The organism is Sphingobium sp. C100 (genome assembly GCF_000508185.1).
In the GTDB taxonomy this organism is placed as follows: Bacteria; Pseudomonadota; Alphaproteobacteria; order Sphingomonadales; family Sphingomonadaceae; genus Sphingobium.
In genome coordinates this window covers 1-18,477 of record NZ_AYOY01000068.1, presented here as the reverse complement: position 1 = coordinate 18,477, position 18,477 = coordinate 1, and the positions used below count along the sequence as shown (strand labels likewise).

The window sequence follows — 18,477 nt, the reverse complement described above, 5'->3', positions numbered from 1 at the left end:
CGTCTAACCCGGCGTTTACCATTGCGCCCTAACGAGGGGACATGACTGCCGCCGTGCTGCCCTTCGCCCCGCCATCCTCGCCCCTGTCGCCGGCGCCTGTCGACCTGCATCTGGCGAACAGCGCGCCGGCCATTCGTCTGGGCCGGCCGCTCAGCGAAGCGGTCGATTGCTTCCAGCATGATTCGGCCCTGCGGCTGTTGCCGGTGCTCGATGCAGCCGGGCGGCCGGTCGGCGCCATCTATGAGCGGGACATGCGCCGCATCCTGTTCAATCCCTTCGGCCATGCGTTGCTGCGCAATCCGAGTTTTGGCGGACGCCTGGACGATCATGTGCGGCCCTGCGCCAGTGCGGAGCGGACCACGGCGATCGAGGCGCTGGTCGATCTCTATGCCGCGCAGGGGGCGGGGTGCGAGGGGCTGATCGTCACGGATGGAGGCGTCTATGCCGGTGTGCTGGGCGGACCGCTATTGCTGCGCATGACGGCCGAGCGCGACGCCCGCGTGGCGCTCGCCCGGGCGGAGCGGGTGGAGAAGATCACGCAGGAAAGCGCCGGCTTCCGCCGCGATGTCGAACGGCTGATCACCGATCTGGTGGCGATGGCGGACCAACTGGCGACGCTGGCTGGCGAAGCGACCGAACGGGCGTCGCTCGACGGCGCTGATGCGGCGGCGATGGCGGTGGCCGCGACCCAGACCGCCGATCGCCTGACCGGCGTCGCGGCGGGCGGGTTGGAGTTGGGGCAGCTTTTCACCACGATGGAGATTGAGGCGGGCGATGCGGGCGAAGCGATTCGCGAGGCCGCGGCGCGCAGCCGGTCGGGCGCGGCGCAAAGCGAAGCGCTTGCCCGTGAAGCGGATAGCGTCGGTGCGGTCGTCGCCCTGATCGACACGATCGCGCGCGCGACCAGCATGTTGGCGCTCAACGCCAGTATCGAGGCGGCGCGGGCAGGGGCGGCGGGCGAAGGCTTTGCCGTGGTGGCGCGCGAGGTCCAGTCGCTTGCGACCCAGACCCGCGGTGCGGCGGCTGAAATTGCAGGGCGGATCGATCATATCCGCGTGGCGATCGGCGAGGTGGCGGCCGGCTACGCGCATATGGATGCGACGATGATGCGCGCCGACCGGTTGTCGGCGGCGGTGTTCGATGCCGTCGCGCGGCACGGCGCGTTCAGCCGGACCATTGCCGAAAGCGTGGCCGAGGCGGGAACGTCCAGCGACCATATCCGCAACGGCGCCCGGCAGATCAGCGACAATGCCTCTGGCCGTGCGCAGGATGCGCGCATGATGCGCGACGTGGCGGGGCGGCTGGCCGAGGAGGCGCACCGGCTGGAAGCGCGCGCGGGCGGCTTCATCGCCGCCATTCGCGCGGCCTGATCAAAGCCACTGGCGCGGACCGCAAATCCGGCTAGGCTGTCGCTCCACAAGAAGAAGGAGAGGACGCCATGCTCGTGATGTTCGTCGGCACTGATCGCACCCAGACGGCGGTCAACCCCGCGCAGGTCACTTTCGTGTCGCAGGTCAGCGACGGCACCCGCATCCGCTTTGGCGAAGGCCGCAGCGTCACGGTGACCGAACCGATCGACGCCGTGCTCGACAGCCTCAACCAGGCGCTACGCCCGCACGAATAGGAAATAGCCGTGGTGGACGAGACGCGCCGCCCCCTTCCCGGTGAGGGCGGCGCGTTTCGCGCGTCGCCGTCGGTGGCTCTACCCGCGCCGCGCGTCAATAATCCTTCGAATAGCGCAGGTTGGCGGACGATCCCGCATTGGTGCCGGTCTTCGACAAGAGGCTGAGCGTCTTTGACAGGGCGATTTCCAGCTGCGTGGCGGTGAAGCCCTTCGAGTCTGTGATGACCTCCACATAGATATTGTTGGAGATATGCTGCCCGACCGCGAGGCTGGTGCTGCGCCCGGTCGCCTCGTCGCCGCCGACGATGCCGATCCGGTCGAGGCCGGTCGCGCCCTGCAACTTGCCCATCGGATTGAGCCCGCCACTGCCGCCGCGCAGCCCGTTGAGCGCTGCGGCGAGCTGGATCGCCTGGGTGGCCGACAGATTGGCGACATTGTCGCCGAACAGGATGCGAGCCAGGATTTCGTCCTGCGGCAGGGTGGGCGTCGAAATGAAGGCGATGTCGGGCTGCTGCGCGCTGCCGGTCACCTGAATGCCGGCGGTGACGGTGTCGATCCGCGTTTGCGCCTTGATCTGTAGCGTCGGGTTCATCATCGGCCCGTTAAAGCTGATCAGCCCCTGTTCCAGGTCGAACTGATGGCCCGAGAAGCTGTAGCGGCCGCGAATCGCTTCCACTTCGCCCACGACGCGCGGATCGGTGGCGGTGCCGGTGACGCGCATGTTGGTCTTCCATTCGGAATCCAGCCCCATGCCGGTCACATAGATCTCGTTGTCGGCGCGCACCCGGATGTCGAGCTTCCAGGGTTTGGGCGCGGCCGCCGCCTTGCGCTCCGCAATGCGCTGGTCGAGCAGGTCCGTCCCCTCGCCCTTGCGGCGGACGCCGGTCAGCTGGCGGATGTCGGTGCCGCCCTGCCAGGCGACGCGGTAGCGGGTTTCGGGCAGGCGCAGGTCGCCCTTGATGAGGCCGCCGGCCTGCGCGCTGTTGGTGATGTTGAGCGTGCCGCTGACGACGCTGGTGATCGCTTCACTGCGGGCGAGGCGGGCGCGGTCGAGCTTGATCGCGATGCTCATGGGAAAGCCGCTGTCCGCCGCCAGACCGACATCGCCCGATGCCTGCACCGTGCCATCGCCGGCGCGCCCCGAAAAGTCGCGGATTTCGAGATGGTCGTTGGTAAAGCGCCCGTCGAGCTTCATCTGGGTGACGCGGGTGCCGAAGGTTTCATTTTCATAAGTCAGCGCGTTGGCCCGCACCACGCCGTTGAGGCGGGGATTGCTGAGCTGTCCGCTGAAATCGGCGGCAACGGCGAGGCCGCCGGTCAGCTGCTGATCGGCGAGCCCGGCAAAGGAGAAGAGAACATCGGCCGGCCCTGCATAGCGGATGCCGCCGCCCAGCGGCGCATTCTGCAGTTGTTCGGACCAGCTCGCCCCGGCGCCCGGCGGCGCGAGCGTGGCGGTGAACCGGCCGAGCGTGTTGTTACCCCGGCGGATCAGGCCGCGCAGATCGCCGCCGGCTGACGAAAGCTTGCCTTCCACATTCATCGACACAGGGTTGGAGACCGCGCTCAGGCTGGAACGGCGGAAGTCGCTGATGGCGAGGCGGGTGGTTGCCGTGGGGAAGGCGCTGCCCTGCTGGCTATAGTCCAGCGTGCCGGTCGCCTTGCCGCTGATGCCGAGGCCGGGCGCGGCCATATTGGCGATGGCGAGGTCGAAATCCTTGAACCGGGCCTGCATCGCGGTGGTGTCGCCGAAGCGTCCGGCGAGATCGACCTTGCCCTGCGGCATGACGAGCGTGGCCGGTTCGAGGCGATAGCCACCCGGTTCGCTGCGGATGATCGCGGGTTTGGCGAGCCGGAAGTCGATATTGGCGGCCTTGCCCTGCACCGCGACGGCATAGAGGTCGGGGCGCAGCGCGGCGTTGACCGCGACCGAGAAGGGCACCCCGCTGGAACCATCGGCGACCAGCTGGGCGCGTCCGCGTCCGCCCTGATAATCGAGCTTCGCGCGCGCCTTGCGCACCACATAGTCGCCATAGGCGGCATTGCCGATCTGGACGTCGGCCTTCACCTGTGGCTGATCGGTCAGGACCATGGAAGCGGTGACGATCGCCCGGCCGATCACGATTTCCGCATCGCCCGGCAGCCTGGCGTTGCTGGCGGTCGCGTTGACATCAACGCCCTGCGCCTTGCCCACGGCGGCAAGGCGCACGTCGCCCGTGATGCCGGAGCCGTTCAGCCCAAGATTGCCGGTGAAGGGGCCGGCGGCGCTTTGCTGGATGCGGCCGTTCATATCGACACCGGCGAAACGCGCCTTGGTCACGTCGATGGTGAGCGGGCCTTGCGCGGTGCGGATCAGGACATTGGCGAAGAAGGGGCCATAGGGCGACCCGCCGGTCGCTTCGAGCCGATATCCCGCCGCCTCGCCATTCAGCTTGGCGACGACATCGGTCAGTTGCACGCCGACATTGGGTCGGGCGGCGCGCAGCACGGCGCGCGGCTGGTCCACCGTGCCGCGCACGGTCAGCGCGAGCGGACCATATTGTTTCGACGATGCGGTCGCGTCGAAGGCGACCTGCCCGTCCGTGTCGTAGCTGCCCGAGCCGGACTGGATGGTGAAATTGGGCGCGGCGCCTTTCAGCCCGGCGAGGGTGAACTTGCCCTCCGGCGTCATGCCGATCCGGCCGGACATGACCGCATTGCCGCCCAGGAAATCGCGCACCGAGGCATTTTCCCAACGCGAGGTCCGCACGCCGAAGCGTCCGCCAAGACCAAAGCCGCCTTTGGGACCGGGGATCAACTCTATATCGGTATTGAGGTTGACGATGCCGACGCCGTCGATCTTGTAATCATTGACCCTGCCCTTGAGCGCGCCGCGATAGATGGCGTTGTCGAGATCGGCCAGCACAATCGCGGTGGCGTCGATCTTGTCGCTGTCGATCTTGAGATTGTCGCTGATGAGCTTGCCCGCGGCATAGGCGAAGTCGCCCTTCACGCGCAGATTCTGAAGCAGCCCGCCAGCTGCGGCATTGAGGCCGGTGACGCGCGTCGCCGTCGCATTGACGGGAATGCGGATGCGGTCGGCATCGATCACGGCGCGGCCGCTGGCCTTCAGATTTTCGATGCCGGTAGCGTCGAAGGCCAGATATTTGGCGCTGATGTCATAATCGACGAACGGGGTCGCCATCGGCCCGTCGAGGATGACGGAGGCGCGCACATCGCGACCCTTCACATTCTCCATGATCGCGCCGGGGGTGAGCAATGCGGCGTTGATGCGCAGCGCACTGAACTGGCTCTTGCCCAGGTCGATCAGGCCCTGCGCATCGGCCGACATGGCAGGCGAACGCAGCGTGCCCTTCAGGTTCACGCGCCGTTCGTTGAGACCCGCGAACAGATCGACGTCCAGTTGCGGCGCGGTCAGCCGGTCGACCGGGCCGGCGAAGACCAGGCCGGGGCGAACCGGTCCCTTCGCCGTGAAATTGCCGTCGCGCGCGGCGAGCGCGATGTTCGCCAGTTCGCCCTTGGGCGAGGTCGCAACGATCCGGCCATCCCAGGCCTGCCATGTGCCCTTGCCGTCGAGCGTCGCGGTCATGCCGTCGGTCAGGCCCGACATGGCGGCGATGACGCCGCCCTTGGGCGCTGTCAGCGTGCCGCTCATGGCAAGACGGTTCTGCGATGGCACGGCATCGAGCTTGGCCTGCAACCGGTCGCCGCTATCGACAATGGCGCTGGCCGACAGTTGCGCGCGGCCGTCGGAGATGTGCGTGACGCCGTCGATCGCGATTTCGCGCTTCTGCCCGATCACCGGTTTGGCGAGGATGAATTTGGCGATCTTCATCCGGTCGACGTCGATGTCGAGGTCCGGCAGGATCGGCGCATTGGGATCGCTCTCGGTGACGTTGAACTGCGGGCTGCGCGCCAGCACGACCAGCGGGGTCTCGAGCAGCTGCACCGAGATATGATTATTGACGTAGCGGAAGGGGCGCCAGACGACATGGACGCGCGGGGACACCGCGAACACGCCCTTGGGATCGCGCAGGATCAGGTCGTGGATGACCATGTCGCTGTAGATCGATCCTTCGATCCGGCCGACCTCGATCTGCATCCCCGATTCCATCTGGAGCGCGGCGATCTGCTGGATCAGGAATTTCTTGCCCGGCTGGGTGTTGAGGCCGAGCAAGAGCACGCCCACCAACATCACCAGGCCGACCAGGACGCCGGCGACGCCAATCGCGATCCTCTGCCAGAGCGGACGCCTGTCTCGGATGACGACCGTCTCGGACGGGGTCTCGGTCGCTTCGGGGGCGGGGGGAGGGGTGTCGTCCTGTGCCATCAGAATGCCTGCCCGATGCCGATATAGACGGCGAATTTGGATTCGCCCGGTTGCCGGTTGATCGGCATCGCGATGTCCGCGCGGAACGGACCGAAATTGGTGTAGAAGCGCCCGCCCAGACCCACGCCGTAGCGCATGTCGGAGAATTTGGGGATGGAGCTTTCATAGACCTGTCCCGCATCGACAAAGGCGACGACGCCGTAATTGCCGAAACGATAGCGGCCCTCCACCGCGAATTCATTGACCGACCGGCCGCCGATCGGGTCATTATTCACGTCCTTTGGTCCCAGTTCCTGATAGCCAAAGCCGCGCACCGAACCGCCGCCGCCGGCATAGACGCGCCGTGACGGCGCAATATCGTCGCGATCGACGCCGCTGATCGTGCCCAGCCGGGTCCGCGCCGCGATCACCAGACTGTCGGATACGGGATAATAGCCCGACAGGTCGAAGGTCGCGCGGATATAGGGGGAGAAGCTGCCTTGCAGCGATCCTTCCGGTTCGGCGCGCAGGTTGGCGCGGAATCCCTTGGTCGGATTGAGCAGGTCGTTCGACCGGTCATAGCCGATCTGAAGCGGCAGGCCGCCGATGAAATAAGTGCGCCGCGTCTTGTCCGCCGTGGCGGGATCGACCACTACCTGTTCGTTGGTCAGCAGGATTTCCGCGCCATAGCTGTAGGTCCAGCGTTTCTGGAAAATCGGCGTCGATTGCCGCGACCAGCCGACATTCAGCCCTGCGGTGAACGCTTCATAGGCGTCGTAATTCTGGTGGTTGAGCGTGATGCCGGTCTGGAAGGTCTTGTCGCGCTTGCCCGCGTTGGAGCGGCGGAACGTGGCCGACGCGCCCTGTTCCTGCGTCCCCGCGATCACGCCCAGGATCAGCGCGCCTTCGGGCGGGAAGAGGTTGCGATGGGTCCATGTGCCTTCCGCGCGGAAACCCTGGCCGGTGCCATAGCCAGCTTCCCCGGCCAGCGTGCGCGGCGGTCCGGCCTGCTGCTCGACATGGAGATCGATATATTCCGTGCCGTCCGGTCCCGGTTCACCGGTGCGGACGGGGTCCACCGCGACGCTGGAGAAAAGACCGGTGGCCACCAGCGCCTTGCGCAGGTCGTCGACCTGGCGGCTGTCATAGATTGCACCGGGCTTGTAGCGCTTGATGACCTCCATATGGTCAGCGCCGAACGCCTGTTTCTCGCCGGATGTGGTAATTTTGCGGAAGGCGCCGCGCGGGCCGACATCAACGGGCAGCGTATAGTCGCCGGCCGTGGTGGCGGGATCGAGCAAAATGTCGCGCTGGCCCACCTGCGCGAAGGGATAGCCCTGTTCCGGCAGCTTCAACCCGACATTGGCTTCCGCGCTCTCCACATTGGCGGCGACGATATAATCGCCGGTCTTGAGCGGCAGGCTGTCGCGCACCAGACCGGGCGGCACGGTGGGACCGGCGTTGATGACGATGGCGCCGATCTTGTAGCGCTTGCCCGGCGTCACCGAGATGATGGCCTTGAGCGTCCCGTCGCCGGCCTGATCGAGACTGGCGAGCGCGGTCGCGTCATAATAGCCCTGCGAGTAGAAGAGCCGCACGGCGAGCTTTTCATCCTCCTGCGCGCGCTGTTGCACCATCGCTGCGGTATCGGCCTTGCCATCGCCGTCCAGCAGCACGGATTCGGCGCGAAACTCATCTTCCAGCCCGGTCTTGCCGAACCCTTCGATGCTGGTCGCGTAGCGGACCTGCGGCAGCTTGGCGTCGGGATCGGCATCGGGCCCGGCATTGGCAGGCACGGTTACGCTGTCGAGCGGCGGCAGGGGCTGGGCCAATTCCTGCTCTTGCGCCGGTTCCACGGCGGGCGGCAATTCGGCAGGCTCGCCGTTGCTCCCGCCATCGACCGCCTGTTCCGGCATTTGCTGGTCGATCCAGCTGTCGATCGACGGGAGGGGGGCGTCGGGATCGCTCCCCTCGACACCGGGCAGGCGCGCCTCGAACTGGTCGTCGGGCAGGATCGGCTCCTCGGCCTCCGCGGGTGGGGGCGAAATGGCCGTCTGGGCCATCAGCGGGAGAGGCGATGCGGTGAGAAGGAACAAGCACAACATGCGCCCGACATGATGTGCCTGCCGTCCCGTCATCGTCATGTATTGCCCCTTCCGTGCCACGCCTATCCCGAAGCCCGGCAAAGAAGCAATACGCCCAAGGGCTTGCGGCGGTTCCGCTCGCGACATGATTTCGTTTGCTTCCCTCATGGCGCGGCTGGGTCTAGAGCCGGATCATGACATTTGCGCTCAATATCTCCCGGTCCATCTCCAACCAGCCGTGGCGGTGGCGTGGCGCAGGGGCGGACGCTCGCGATCCGGCCTATCTGCCCGACGATCTGGTCACCCAATTGCTGTTGGCGCGCGGTTGCCCGCGCGAGGGGGTGGAGGCGCATCGCAACCCCACCATTCGCGCCTTCATGCCCGACCCCAGCCTGTTCCGCGACATGGATGCGGCGGCGGAGCGGCTGGCCGACGCGGTGCAACGGCAGGAGGATGTCCGCATCTTCGGCGACTATGATGTCGATGGCGCGACCAGCGCGGCGCTGCTGATCCGGCTGCTGCGCGACCTGGGCCTGCACGCCCGGCCCTATATTCCCGACCGGCTGATGGAGGGCTATGGTCCGTCGGGCGAGGCGCTGGTGCGGCTGGCGGGCGAGGGGGCGACCCTGATCGTCACGGTCGATTGCGGCGCGCAGGCGTTCGAGGCGCTGGCCATGGCCCGGACGGCGGGCGTCGATGTCGTCGTGGTCGATCATCATAAATGCGCGAGCGCGCTGCCGGAAGCGCTGGCGTTGGTGAACCCCAATCGGCTGGACGAAAATGACGGCGCGGCCTGCCACGGCCATCTCGCCGCGGTCGGCGTCGCCTTCCTGCTCGGCGCCGCGCTGGTGCGGACGCTGCGCGCGCGCGGCTGGTTCGCGCAGCGCAGCGAACCGGCGCTGATGGAACTGCTCGACATCGTCGCACTGGGCACGGTGGCCGATGTGGCGCAACTCAAGGGCCTCAACCGCGCATTCGTTGCGCAGGGGCTCAAAGTGATGGCCAAGCGCCGCAATGTTGGCCTGTCCGCCCTGATCGATGCCAGTCGGCTGACGCGCGCGCCGCTTTGTCATGATCTGGGCTTCGCGCTTGGCCCGCGCATCAATGCGGGCGGGCGCGTGGGTCAGGCGGATCTGGGTGTGCGGCTGCTGACGACGGAAGACCCGACGGAAGCGGCGCGGATCGCGGCGCAACTCGACCAGTATAATGAGGAACGCCGCGCCATCGAGGCTTTGGTGCAGGAACAGGCCGAAGCGCTGTTGGCCGCGCAGGGTAATCGCGCGGTCGCCGTGATCGCGGGGGCGGGCTGGCACCCCGGCGTGATCGGCATCGTCGCGGGCCGGATCAAGGAAAAGGCCGGCCGCCCCGCCATCGTCATCGCGCTGGACGAAGCGGGCGTGGGCAAGGGATCGGGCCGCTCCATTTCGGGCGTGGACCTGGGCGCGGCGGTGCTGGCGGCCAAGGATAGCGGCTTGCTGGTCGCGGGCGGCGGCCATGCCATGGCGGCGGGCCTGACAGTTGCGGCGGACCGGATCGATGCGCTCGCCGATTATCTGGACGACCGGCTGTCGGCGGCCGTGGCCAAGGCGCGCGACGACCGGGCGCTGCTGATCGATGCAGTGCTGGCGCCGGCGGGCGTGAACCCCGATTTCGTCGCCGCGATCGAACAGGGCGGTCCCTATGGCGCGGGCTGGCCCGCGCCGTTGATCGTCGCCGGGCCGATGCGCGTGATCAAGGCGGATGTCGTGGGCAATGGCCATCTGCGCGCGATCATGAGCGGCGAGGACGGGCGTTCGATCAAGACCATCGCCTTTCGCCGCGCGGAGACGGAACTGGGGCAGGCGATATTGGGCGCGCCGCGCGACCGGCGGCTGTGGGTCGCGGGCAAGGCGAAGATCGACGATTGGGGCAGCCGCCCCGCCGCGGAGCTGCATCTGGAAGACGCGGCCTGGGCGGATTGAGGGAGTCGTGGGTTTCTGCGACTGAAGCGCGCCCGGCTTGCGTCATCCGGTTTGAAATCATCCTGTTGCAATTTTCTTGCGCTTTTAGGGTTGACCCATTCTCCGTCTCCCCCTAATTGCGCCCTCGCTTCGCAGCGCTGCCCAATGGCGGCGGCAACGAACGGCCCCTTCGTCTAGCGGTTAGGACGCGGCCCTTTCACGGCTGAAACACGGGTTCGATTCCCGTAGGGGTCACCAAATCCTCTCCCGGAGGGTTGCGGAAGATGCCATACCCGGCGCTTTCTCATGCCATCGGCGGCTCCATGAGAAGCGGCTGAATATCACGCCATATCAACAATATTCCATTGCATTAGATAGTGGGCTGGCGCGTGTGTGGCCGGAGATGTCCGGTCCGGGCGCCTTGCGCCGTCGGGAAAGCCTTTCTGCCCGTCAAGGGCCGCCGGCATGATCGCTTCGACGCCGCGGTTGCGCAGTTGATCCATGACCCGCAGCCAGAATTCGGCTCCGCTCATTCTGTTCCAAACTCGACGTCTCCACCGTCGCCTCCTGTTCTCTACATCAGGATCGAAGGCGTCCGGAAATCCGGGGGCATGGAGGCATAATCACGAGCAGGCGGGCCTGCCGCCATGGGCGTTCCAGTCGGATGTCAGCGCCGTGCGGCTTGAGATCATCAACCCCTGAGCAACCCAGCATCCACAATAGCCTGATTGATCAGGAGAGGGCGGCAAAAGATAAGCATGGTGTCGATCAGGACGTCACTGCTCAAAAAATAAGAGGAATTGAAAGTGCCTAAGTGCGTTGTCTCTGCCGGGCCGGTTCTGTTCATGTTGCGCCCGGCGGCGGCTTTCCTCCCTCAACTTTGAGGCGACGCTTCCCAACCGCGCATTGCCCACCCCTTTTCTGAAAACATCCCACGAGCGGCGGCAGGGCGCCTCCGCCCGCGACGAGGAACATAATATGAAGAAGATCCTCTTAAACGCTGCTGCGACCATCGTCCTGGTCATGTCCACTGCCGCAACGGCCGGTCCCTTCGGACCGCCGCCGTCGCCTCCCTCGCTGGGTGGCGGGTTGCGCGGCGGGGGCGGCTTACCGAGCCTGCCATCCGATTTTCCGCGAGGATCGAGCGGCGGTTTACCTGAACTGGATCGCCGCGGTGAGTCCTCCGGCCTGCGCAGCGGCGCCAATGGCCCGCGCGAGCTTGCGCGCGAGGGGGGGATAAGCCGACCCAGCGGCAGCCTTGGCAAGGGAAATGCCGGTTCGCGCAGCGCTGGAAATGGCGAAAGGGCAGCGGGGTATCGCGGCAGTTCCGCTGCTGGCGCCGCCGGGGTGAGCGACGGACGCAAGGGCGCTGCTTATGCCGGCAACCGTGAAGGACGCAGCAACTCATATGAAGGATATATGCGCGGCAAAGATGCATCCGGTGAGGCGCGGGGCTATAGCAACGGTAAGCGCAGCGGCGGAGCCGGTTACGCCTATGGCGAAAATGGCGGCGGCGGCGCGGCCGGGCATCGCTCCGGCAACAATGGCGTAGGCATTGCAGGCGTCAGCGACGGCAATCGTGGCGCAGCGGTCGCGGGCTACAAGGACGGCAGTCACAGCGGCGGCGTCGCGGCATATGACGATGGAAATGGTCATGCCCATGTTGTGGGCACGCGCGACGGAAGCAGCCGCTCGGGCAGCATTTCGGGCAGCAGCCATTATGGCAGCTATTCACGCAGCAAAGGCGAGCGCAGCGGCAGGGCCGGCTACGCCTATGGCGATTATGGCGGGGGCGCTGCGGCCGGGTATCGCTCCGGCAACAATGGCGTGGGCATTGCCGGCGTCAGCGACGGCAAAGGGGGTGCAGCGGTCGCAGGCTACAAGGATGGCAGCCACGCAGGCGGGGTCGCGGCGTATGACGACGGAAATGGGCATGTGGGCGTCGTGACCGCGCGCGACGGAAGCAGCCGCTCGCGCAGCTATACCCGCAGTTCTTCTGGCAGCGGCTATTATGGCAGCTATTCGGGCAGCACCAGCTACTCCTACCATGTCTATGACGACGATTATTATTACCGTGGTCGTTCGGGTAGCCGTTGCCGCCGCTCGACCATCGCTGGAATGACTGCCGGTGCGATTACAGGCGCCGCCGCCGGTGCCGCGACCGCGAATGCCACCAGTAGCAATGACAGGAGGAGCGACAAGAGCAGCGACACGTCGGACGCGAACAAGAAGAACAGCGCGAACAGTGCGACCAGCGGGGCCGTGGGAGGCGCGGTCGGCGGCGCGGTCGGGGCCGCCGTTGCGAGCGATTGCTAGGCGGACTGAAGCGGAGCGTCGTGCGACCTGCCGGCGATGTCCCTGCCGGCGGGTTCCCGCGCGCGCCCTTCGTCTACTTCATGTGGAGAAGAAGTCCGGCACGGGTGAAGGCCGGATGGGTTGGCTGGGAGCCGGATGCGGGCGCTTTGCATGTCCGGTTCGATGGGCAGGGGTTCCAAATGTGCCGATGGGGCGTGACCGGACGAGGCGCGGGCGCCGCCTCGCCGGTTGCGCGTCGGTTGCAGCGGCTTTACGGCATCGGGCTTTCCTCCCGATCGAGTCCGTGCCTGTCGATGCGTCCATTGTTTTGCCTGCTCCTTTTACTGGCCGCCCTTGCGCCACAAACGCTCTTCGCCCTTCCCGCCAACAGGCCGACGCCCGGTTATGCGCGCGTGGCGATCGAGACGACGGCCGGCACCATCATCATTGCGGTGGACCTGAAGCGAGCGCCGCGCACGTCGGCCAATTTCCTGACCTATGTCGATGACGGCCGGTTTGACGGCGTGACCTTTTATCGGGCGGCGCGGCGCAAGAGCAATCCGAAGCTGGGATTGATCCAGGGCGGGATCGACAGCGACCTGCGCCGGTCGCTGCCGCCGATTCCGCATGAACCGACCAGCCGAACCGGGATCCGGCATCTCGACGCGACAGTGTCGATGGCGCGGCCCAACCGGCCCAATTCGGCCGCCGGCAATTTCTTCATCACCGCTGGCGCGACCCCCAATATGGACGCGCGGGGCGACTATATCGGCTATGCCGCCTTTGGCCATGTGGTGGCGGGGATGGACGTGGTGAGGAAGATATTGGCGGCGCCCACCTGCTGCGGCACCGGTCCGATGCGCGGGCAGATGATCGTCAAGCCGATCGTCATCAAGCGCGCCCGGCGGCTGGACGGGAAACCCACGCCTTCGCGCGGGCCCAAGCCCTGGTTGCTGGGCCTGAAACGGACAGCGAAATAGACAGCTTCACGCGAATGACGCCTGGCCGCGCATCCAGTCGCGGCCGCCTTCCCGCGGGGGGCGGGCCTGGATCTTCTTCCACGCCTGTTCATGGAAAAAGAAGGCGACGGCATTGATCACCGGTTCGACCAGCGCAATGCCGCCCGCCAGCGCAACCGAACCGGTCATGACATAGGCGACGGTGAAACCGACGGTCAGATGGATGCTGAGATAGGTGGCGGTCTTGACGAGGTCGAGCGACATGGGGATCTCCTTGGCTGACACTGCAATTAAGAGTCGTTTGCAATAACTGCCAACCGCTTTTTCCGCTGGCTCTGATCGGTGCGGGCGATCAGATAGCGGAAAAGGAGATGCGCTATGGCTGGACGGATCAGGGTTGGCATTGGCGGCTGGGTCTACGAACCCTGGCGCGGCAGCTTCTATCCCGCGGGGCTGCGGCAGAAGGACGAGCTGGCCTATGTCGGCGCGCATCTGACAGCGACCGAGGTCAACGCGACCTATTATAGCAGCCAGAAGCCCGCGACCTTCGCCGGCTGGGCCAAGGCGGTGCCGGACGGTTTCCAGTTCGCGGTCAAGGCGTCGCGCTATTGCACCAACCGCAAGCTGCTGGCGCAGGCGGGCGAGTCGATCGCCAGATTCACCGGGCAGGGCATTGCCGAGCTGGGCGACCGACTGGGGCCGATCCTGTGGCAGTTCATGGCGACCAAGCGGTTCGAGCCGGATGATTTCGGCGCGTTCCTGGAATTGTTGCCCGCCAGCGTCGATGGCGTGCCGCTGCGCCATGCGCTGGAGGTGCGGCACGGGAGTTTCGACGATCCCGCCTTCCTGGCCATGGCCCGCGATGCCGGGGCGGCCGTGGTGTTGGCGGACCATGAGGAATTTCCCGCCATCACCGGCCATGATGTCGGTTTTTCCTACATGCGGCTGATGCGCGCGCAGGCGGACGAACCGGCGGGCTATGCCGCCGCCGACATAGCGCGCTGGGCCGACCGGGCGAGGGCGCAGGCGCGGGACGGCGATGTCTTCAGCTTTTTCATCAGCGGCGCGAAAGAGCGCAATCCCGCTGCGGCCCAGGCGATGATCGTGGCTTTGGCGTAACAGGACTGTTGCATTTGATGCAATCGGCAAGCCGCGCTTTGCGATTGTTACAATGGCATGACGGGCGTAGAGGCGCCTTCCGTCCAAGTCGGGCGGGCTATGATTGTAATGATGGAGCAGATATGCGTCAGATTTTCCAGGGTGCGGTACTGGCCGTTGCGGTCGGTGTGCAGATGGTCACCTTCTATTCGGTGCTTTATGCCTGATCGCGATTTGATCGCGATTCCTTACCCGCCACGGCGGGATGCCAAAAGGCCGCTGCCGGTGTGATCCGGGGCGGCCTTTTTACTATAGGATGACTTTGGGGTGGGGCGGCCGGTGACCGCGAGGGCATCAGCCTTCGGCCAGCCAGCCGGCGAGCAGATAGGCCACGACCCCGATCGGCCCCAGCGCGCAGAGCGTCAGCAGCACCAGCGCGACGCGGATCAGCGTGACATCGACGCCGGAGCGATTGGCAAGGCCCGCGCACACGCCCATGATCTTGCCGTGGCGACGGTCGAGGGTGAAGCTGTTATTCATGAGTCTGGCCTTCTGTCTGGATAGGATGGGGAGGGGTGAGGCCGATCAGGCGATCGGCACCACCGGGACGGCCGCGCCCACGAACAGGCTGGCGAAGATGACGGCGCCGACGAGGGCGAAGGCAACGTTCTGGAACTTGGCGATGGACATGATGGATACTCCCTGATTGTCTGGCCGGACCATCCAGCCTTGATGCCAACAGGATTGCAAGGGGCGTGCCAATTTCGATTTTTGACGGAAAAGCGCGGATTTTCTGGGTGGATGTGCGTGCGGGATGTGGGAATATTTCACCCTGTTGGGAAATTTCACCGCGACTTGGTGAAAATGTCAGGCGCGGTTAATGGCTGAGGTTTTTCTTTTCGTCTATGGCACGCTGCGCGCCGGTTTCGATGGGCTGATGGCGCGGCGGTTGGGCGCACGGGCGCGCCGCATCGGCCCCGCCCGCGCCAGGGGCGCGCTGTATCGGATCACAGATTATCCGGCTTTGGCGCCGGGCGACGCGGGCTGGGTGACGGGCGACCTGTTCGCGCTGGCGGACGCCGCCGCGACGCTGGCCTGGCTGGACGATTATGAGGAATGCGCCCCGCACTTCCCCGAACCACACGAATATCGCCGGGTGCGGCTGGCGGTCGAAGGGCCGGACGGGCCGGTCGAGGCCTGGGCCTATGTCTATGCGCGCGATGTGGCGGGGCTGGAGCGGATCGTTGGCGGCGATTTTCTGATGGGAGGGTGAGGGCGGGCATCAACTGGCCGACCCTCCCCCATCCGCCCTTCCGTTTCGTCGTTGATGCTCTACTCTTCGGCGATCAGCCATGGGACGAGGAACATGCCGATGACCACCGACCGCCGCGATGATGAAACGGGCGCGCCCGACCGCTTGCCCGAAGACCGTAACTGGATCGGCTCCGCGAGGCTTCAGCGGCGCCATGTGCTGGCGGGCGGCGCCTTTGTCGCCGGCTTTGCGGCGGCGTGCCGGCCGGTTGCGAGCAGCGCGGTGCAGACGTCGGGCGAGGGGCTGGTCGAGGAAAGCGTCTCCATCGCCGCGGATGACGGCTTTGCCATGCCCGCCTTCGTCGCCCGGCCCCAAGGCGCTGACGCTGCGCCGGTGATCGTCGTGGTGCATGAGATTTTCGGCGTGCATGAATGGGTGCGCGACATGTGCCGCCGCTTTGCCGGGGCGGGCTATTATGCCATCGCGCCAGACCTGTTCGCGCGCCATGGCGATGCGACCAAGGTCGCGGACTTCAAGCAACTGATCGGCACGATCGTGTCCCAGGCGCCCGATGCGCAGGTTCTGACCGACGTCGACACCAGCTACGCCTGGGCCGGCGCGCATGGCGGCGATGCGACCCGACGCGGCATTGCCGGCTTTTGCTGGGGCGGGCGGATCGTCTGGCTCTATGCAGCGCACAGCGCAGACCTGGACGCGGGCGTCGCTTTCTACGGCCGGCTGGTGACGGACAAGACCGCGTTGCAGCCGCTCAGCGTCATCGAGCAGGTCGACCAGCTCAAGGCGCCGGTGCTCGGCCAATATGGCGCGCTGGACAAGGGTATTCCGCAGGCCGATGTCGCGGCGATGCGCGCGGCGCTCGCCAGCGCGGGCAAATCACCGCCCGACCGCATCACCGTGCATGAGGGCGCCGACCATGGCTTCATGGCCGATTACCGCCCCAGCTATCATGAAGCGGCGGCCAAGGCGGCATGGGAGGAAACGCTGCGCTGGTTCGGCCAATATGTGAAGGGCTAAAAGGGCGACGGGGCGTTACTTCCCCGTCATCGCCTCCACCGCCGCCAGCGTGCTCTTCACATGTTCGGCATAGTTCATCTCGCTATGGACGAAGGCGATGCGGCCCGAAGGGGCGATGACATAGGAGGTGCGGTCGGTCATGCCCGGCCGCATCTTGAGCGCCACGTCATAGCCCGAAATGATGCCCGGCCCGGCCGACGCCACCGGGAATTTGCCGGCGCATTCCTTGGTCGAGAAGGAGACGAGATCGTCGACCGGGTCAGCCGACATGCCGATGACGGTGGCGCCCGCCGCCTTGAACTTGTCGATATTTTCCGCGAACTCGCGCGCTTCGGCCGAACAGCCGGGCGTGAACGCCTTGGGGAAGAAATAGAGCACCACCGGCCCGCGCTTGAGCTGGTGCGAGAGGGTGAGCGTGAAGGGCTTGCCCGCGAGCGCGCCGCGCGTGGTGAAATCGGGCGCCTTGGCGCCGACGGCGAGCGCGGCCATGGCGCCGCCGGGGGCGAGCATCGCGGCGGCGGCGAGGAGGAGGGAAAGGCGCTTCATCGACAGGCTCCTAAAGTCAGGCGGTGGGGGCGGGCGGCTCCCACAATTCGATCGCATTGCCCTCCGGGTCATGAATACGGGCAAAACGGCCGACTGCGGGGTCGTCCCATTCGGGCTTGGTGATGATCGCGATGTCGGCCGCGCGCAAGGTCGTCAAAAGGGAATCGAGGTCGGACACGCGAAAATTCAGCATGAAGGCCTTGTCGGCGGCGAAATAATCGCTGTCCGCCTTGAACGGCGCGAACACCATCGGCCCGCCCAGCGTCTGCCACACCCATTCATTCGCGTTCGCCGCCGGATCGGCGGAGCAGCCGCCGCCGACATTGAGATGCGTGCGATACCAGGCGGTCAGCGCTTCCGGGTCGCGCGAGCGAAAGAATAGTCCGCCCATTCCCAGCACCGGCATGGCATCGACTCCTGCTGTGACGACAGCGGTCTATCATGCCGGCGGCCCCAAGTCATGCGCGCGGGGAACCGGGATGCGGCGCGCCGGGTTACGTCCTTCATGCGCCGGATGCTGCCCCTTATCCCCCTGATGCTGCTCGCCGCCTGCGGTCGCCAGGACGATGACGCCGCCCAGCAACCCGGAGTGGTCGCCAACATCATGGACGAGGCGTTGCCCAATGCGCAACAACCGCCAGCCCCCGCCAACGCCATCACGCCGGTCGAACCGGACCCGGTGATCGAGACGCCGGAGCAGTCGGCGCCGCCCGGCCTGATACCCGCGTCGTTGCAGGGACGCTGGACCGGGATCGACGCGCGCTGCGGCGACCGTTCGGAGGCGCTGGAGCTGACGATCGTGCCCGACCGGCTGATCTTTCACGAAAGCGTCGGCACGGTGCGGACCGTGCGCGAAGGCGCGGGCGAACGGTTGGCCGTGGACGCGGCCTTCACCGGCGAGGGGCAGAGCTGGACCCGCACGCTCGACCTCAAGCCGTCCGCCGACGGTTCCCTGCTCACCATCGTCAATGACGGGACGGCGGTGACGCGCAAGCGCTGCTGACGAACGGAACTTCCTTCCGCTTCAACTCCCCGCTACAGCCACGCGATGATCGGCCGCCTGACCCTGAGCGATTTCCGCAATCATGCGGATGCGCTGATCCTGCCCGATCATGCCTTCGTGCTGCTGACCGGCGACAATGGCGCGGGCAAGACCAATATATTGGAAGCGGTGTCGATGCTGGCGCCGGGGCGCGGGCTGCGCGGCGCGGCGCTGGCCGCCATGGCGCGGCAGGACGGGCCGGGCGGTTTCGGCGTGGCGGCGGAGGTGGACGGGGTGGTGCTGGGCACCGGGGTTGCGGCCGACAGCCCGGACCGGCGGCAGGTGCGGGTCGGGGG

At 66.4% G+C, this 18,477-nt stretch carries 16 protein-coding genes, 1 tRNA gene and 1 pseudogene; 11 read left to right on the top strand and 7 right to left on the bottom strand.

Features of this window, described 5'->3' with window-relative positions; genetic code table 11:
• Positions 1-41 precede the first annotated feature (41 nt).
• Positions 42-1,370, top strand: a complete 1,329-nt coding sequence (locus C100_RS30705; protein ID WP_024018873.1) for a methyl-accepting chemotaxis protein — start codon at positions 42-44, stop codon at positions 1,368-1,370.
• A gap of 68 nt (positions 1,371-1,438) precedes the next feature.
• The gene (locus C100_RS30700) at positions 1,439-1,624 is read left to right on the top strand and encodes a hypothetical protein (RefSeq protein WP_024018872.1); all 186 of its coding nucleotides are present in this window, start codon (positions 1,439-1,441) and stop codon (positions 1,622-1,624) included.
• A gap of 94 nt (positions 1,625-1,718) precedes the next feature.
• Here the strand turns inward: C100_RS30700 and C100_RS49430 are convergent, their stop codons facing one another.
• Both C100_RS49430 and C100_RS30690 read right to left on the bottom strand, forming a co-directional pair.
• Positions 1,719-2,819: a translocation/assembly module TamB domain-containing protein gene (locus C100_RS49430; protein WP_442800309.1), complete on the bottom strand. Its 1,101-nt coding sequence runs from the start codon at positions 2,817-2,819 to the stop codon at positions 1,719-1,721.
• A 3,131-nt stretch (positions 2,820-5,950) separates the two neighbouring features.
• Complete coding sequence (locus C100_RS30690; protein WP_031308824.1) at positions 5,951-8,068, bottom strand: autotransporter assembly complex protein TamA; 2,118 nt, start codon at positions 8,066-8,068, stop codon at positions 5,951-5,953.
• Positions 8,069-8,208: 140 nt separating this feature from the next.
• Between C100_RS30690 and recJ the strand changes: the two genes are divergently transcribed.
• A complete protein-coding gene (recJ, locus tag C100_RS30685) occupies positions 8,209-9,975 on the top strand; it encodes a single-stranded-DNA-specific exonuclease RecJ (RefSeq protein WP_024018869.1) in 1,767 nt (588 codons plus the stop codon).
• 162 nt (positions 9,976-10,137) lie between these two features.
• A tRNA-Glu gene (locus C100_RS30680) sits at positions 10,138-10,212 on the top strand.
• Between the two features lie 170 nt (positions 10,213-10,382).
• Here the strand turns inward: C100_RS30680 and C100_RS49425 are convergent.
• Positions 10,383-10,481: pseudogene (locus tag C100_RS49425) on the bottom strand (transposase); the annotation flags it as partial.
• A gap of 451 nt (positions 10,482-10,932) precedes the next feature.
• Here C100_RS49425 and C100_RS30670 point away from each other — a divergent pair.
• Positions 10,933-12,270 (top strand): hypothetical protein, encoded by a 1,338-nt coding sequence (locus tag C100_RS30670; protein WP_031308823.1) that lies wholly within the window; start codon positions 10,933-10,935, stop codon positions 12,268-12,270.
• Positions 12,271-12,563: 293 nt separating this feature from the next.
• Positions 12,564-13,229, top strand: coding sequence for a peptidylprolyl isomerase (locus C100_RS30665; RefSeq protein WP_024018866.1), 666 nt, complete (start codon positions 12,564-12,566; stop codon positions 13,227-13,229).
• 6 nt (positions 13,230-13,235) lie between these two features.
• On the opposite strand, the gene C100_RS30660 is transcribed toward C100_RS30665, so the two are convergent.
• The gene (locus C100_RS30660) at positions 13,236-13,472 is read right to left on the bottom strand and encodes a DUF2061 domain-containing protein (RefSeq protein ID WP_024018865.1); all 237 of its coding nucleotides are present in this window, start codon (positions 13,470-13,472) and stop codon (positions 13,236-13,238) included.
• Between the two features lie 114 nt (positions 13,473-13,586).
• Here C100_RS30660 and C100_RS30655 point away from each other — a divergent pair, with 114 nt between their 5' ends.
• On the top strand, positions 13,587-14,327 hold the full coding sequence (locus C100_RS30655; protein ID WP_024018864.1) for a DUF72 domain-containing protein: 741 nt from the start codon (positions 13,587-13,589) through the stop codon (positions 14,325-14,327).
• 333 nt (positions 14,328-14,660) lie between these two features.
• Here the strand turns inward: C100_RS30655 and C100_RS30650 are convergent, their stop codons facing one another.
• Entirely contained in the window at positions 14,661-14,846 is a 186-nt protein-coding gene (locus tag C100_RS30650) for a PspC domain-containing protein (protein ID WP_024018863.1), read from the bottom strand.
• 340 nt (positions 14,847-15,186) lie between these two features.
• On the opposite strand from C100_RS30650, the gene C100_RS30645 reads away from it, so the two are divergent.
• Both C100_RS30645 and C100_RS30640 read left to right on the top strand, forming a co-directional pair.
• Complete coding sequence (locus C100_RS30645; protein WP_024018861.1) at positions 15,187-15,579, top strand: gamma-glutamylcyclotransferase family protein; 393 nt, start codon at positions 15,187-15,189, stop codon at positions 15,577-15,579.
• A 99-nt stretch (positions 15,580-15,678) separates the two neighbouring features.
• Positions 15,679-16,593 (top strand): dienelactone hydrolase family protein, encoded by a 915-nt coding sequence (locus C100_RS30640; protein WP_031308822.1) that lies wholly within the window; start codon positions 15,679-15,681, stop codon positions 16,591-16,593.
• Positions 16,594-16,608: 15 nt separating this feature from the next.
• Here C100_RS30640 and C100_RS30635 read toward each other — a convergent pair whose 3' ends face one another.
• Together C100_RS30635 and C100_RS30630 are read right to left on the bottom strand one after the other, a co-directional pair.
• Positions 16,609-17,139, bottom strand: coding sequence for a peroxiredoxin (locus tag C100_RS30635; protein ID WP_024018859.1), 531 nt, complete (start codon positions 17,137-17,139; stop codon positions 16,609-16,611).
• A 16-nt stretch (positions 17,140-17,155) separates the two neighbouring features.
• Entirely contained in the window at positions 17,156-17,545 is a 390-nt protein-coding gene (locus tag C100_RS30630; RefSeq protein WP_024018858.1) for a VOC family protein, read from the bottom strand.
• A 54-nt stretch (positions 17,546-17,599) separates the two neighbouring features.
• On the opposite strand from C100_RS30630, the gene C100_RS30625 reads away from it, so the two are divergent.
• Both C100_RS30625 and C100_RS0124170 read left to right on the top strand, forming a co-directional pair.
• Positions 17,600-18,142 carry a hypothetical protein gene (locus C100_RS30625; RefSeq protein ID WP_024018857.1) on the top strand — a complete coding sequence of 181 codons (543 nt, stop codon included), beginning with the start codon at positions 17,600-17,602 and terminating at the stop codon, positions 18,140-18,142.
• 45 nt (positions 18,143-18,187) lie between these two features.
• Positions 18,188-18,477 (top strand): AAA family ATPase (locus tag C100_RS0124170; RefSeq protein WP_031308820.1); only part of this gene is annotated, 290 nt, incomplete at its 3' end.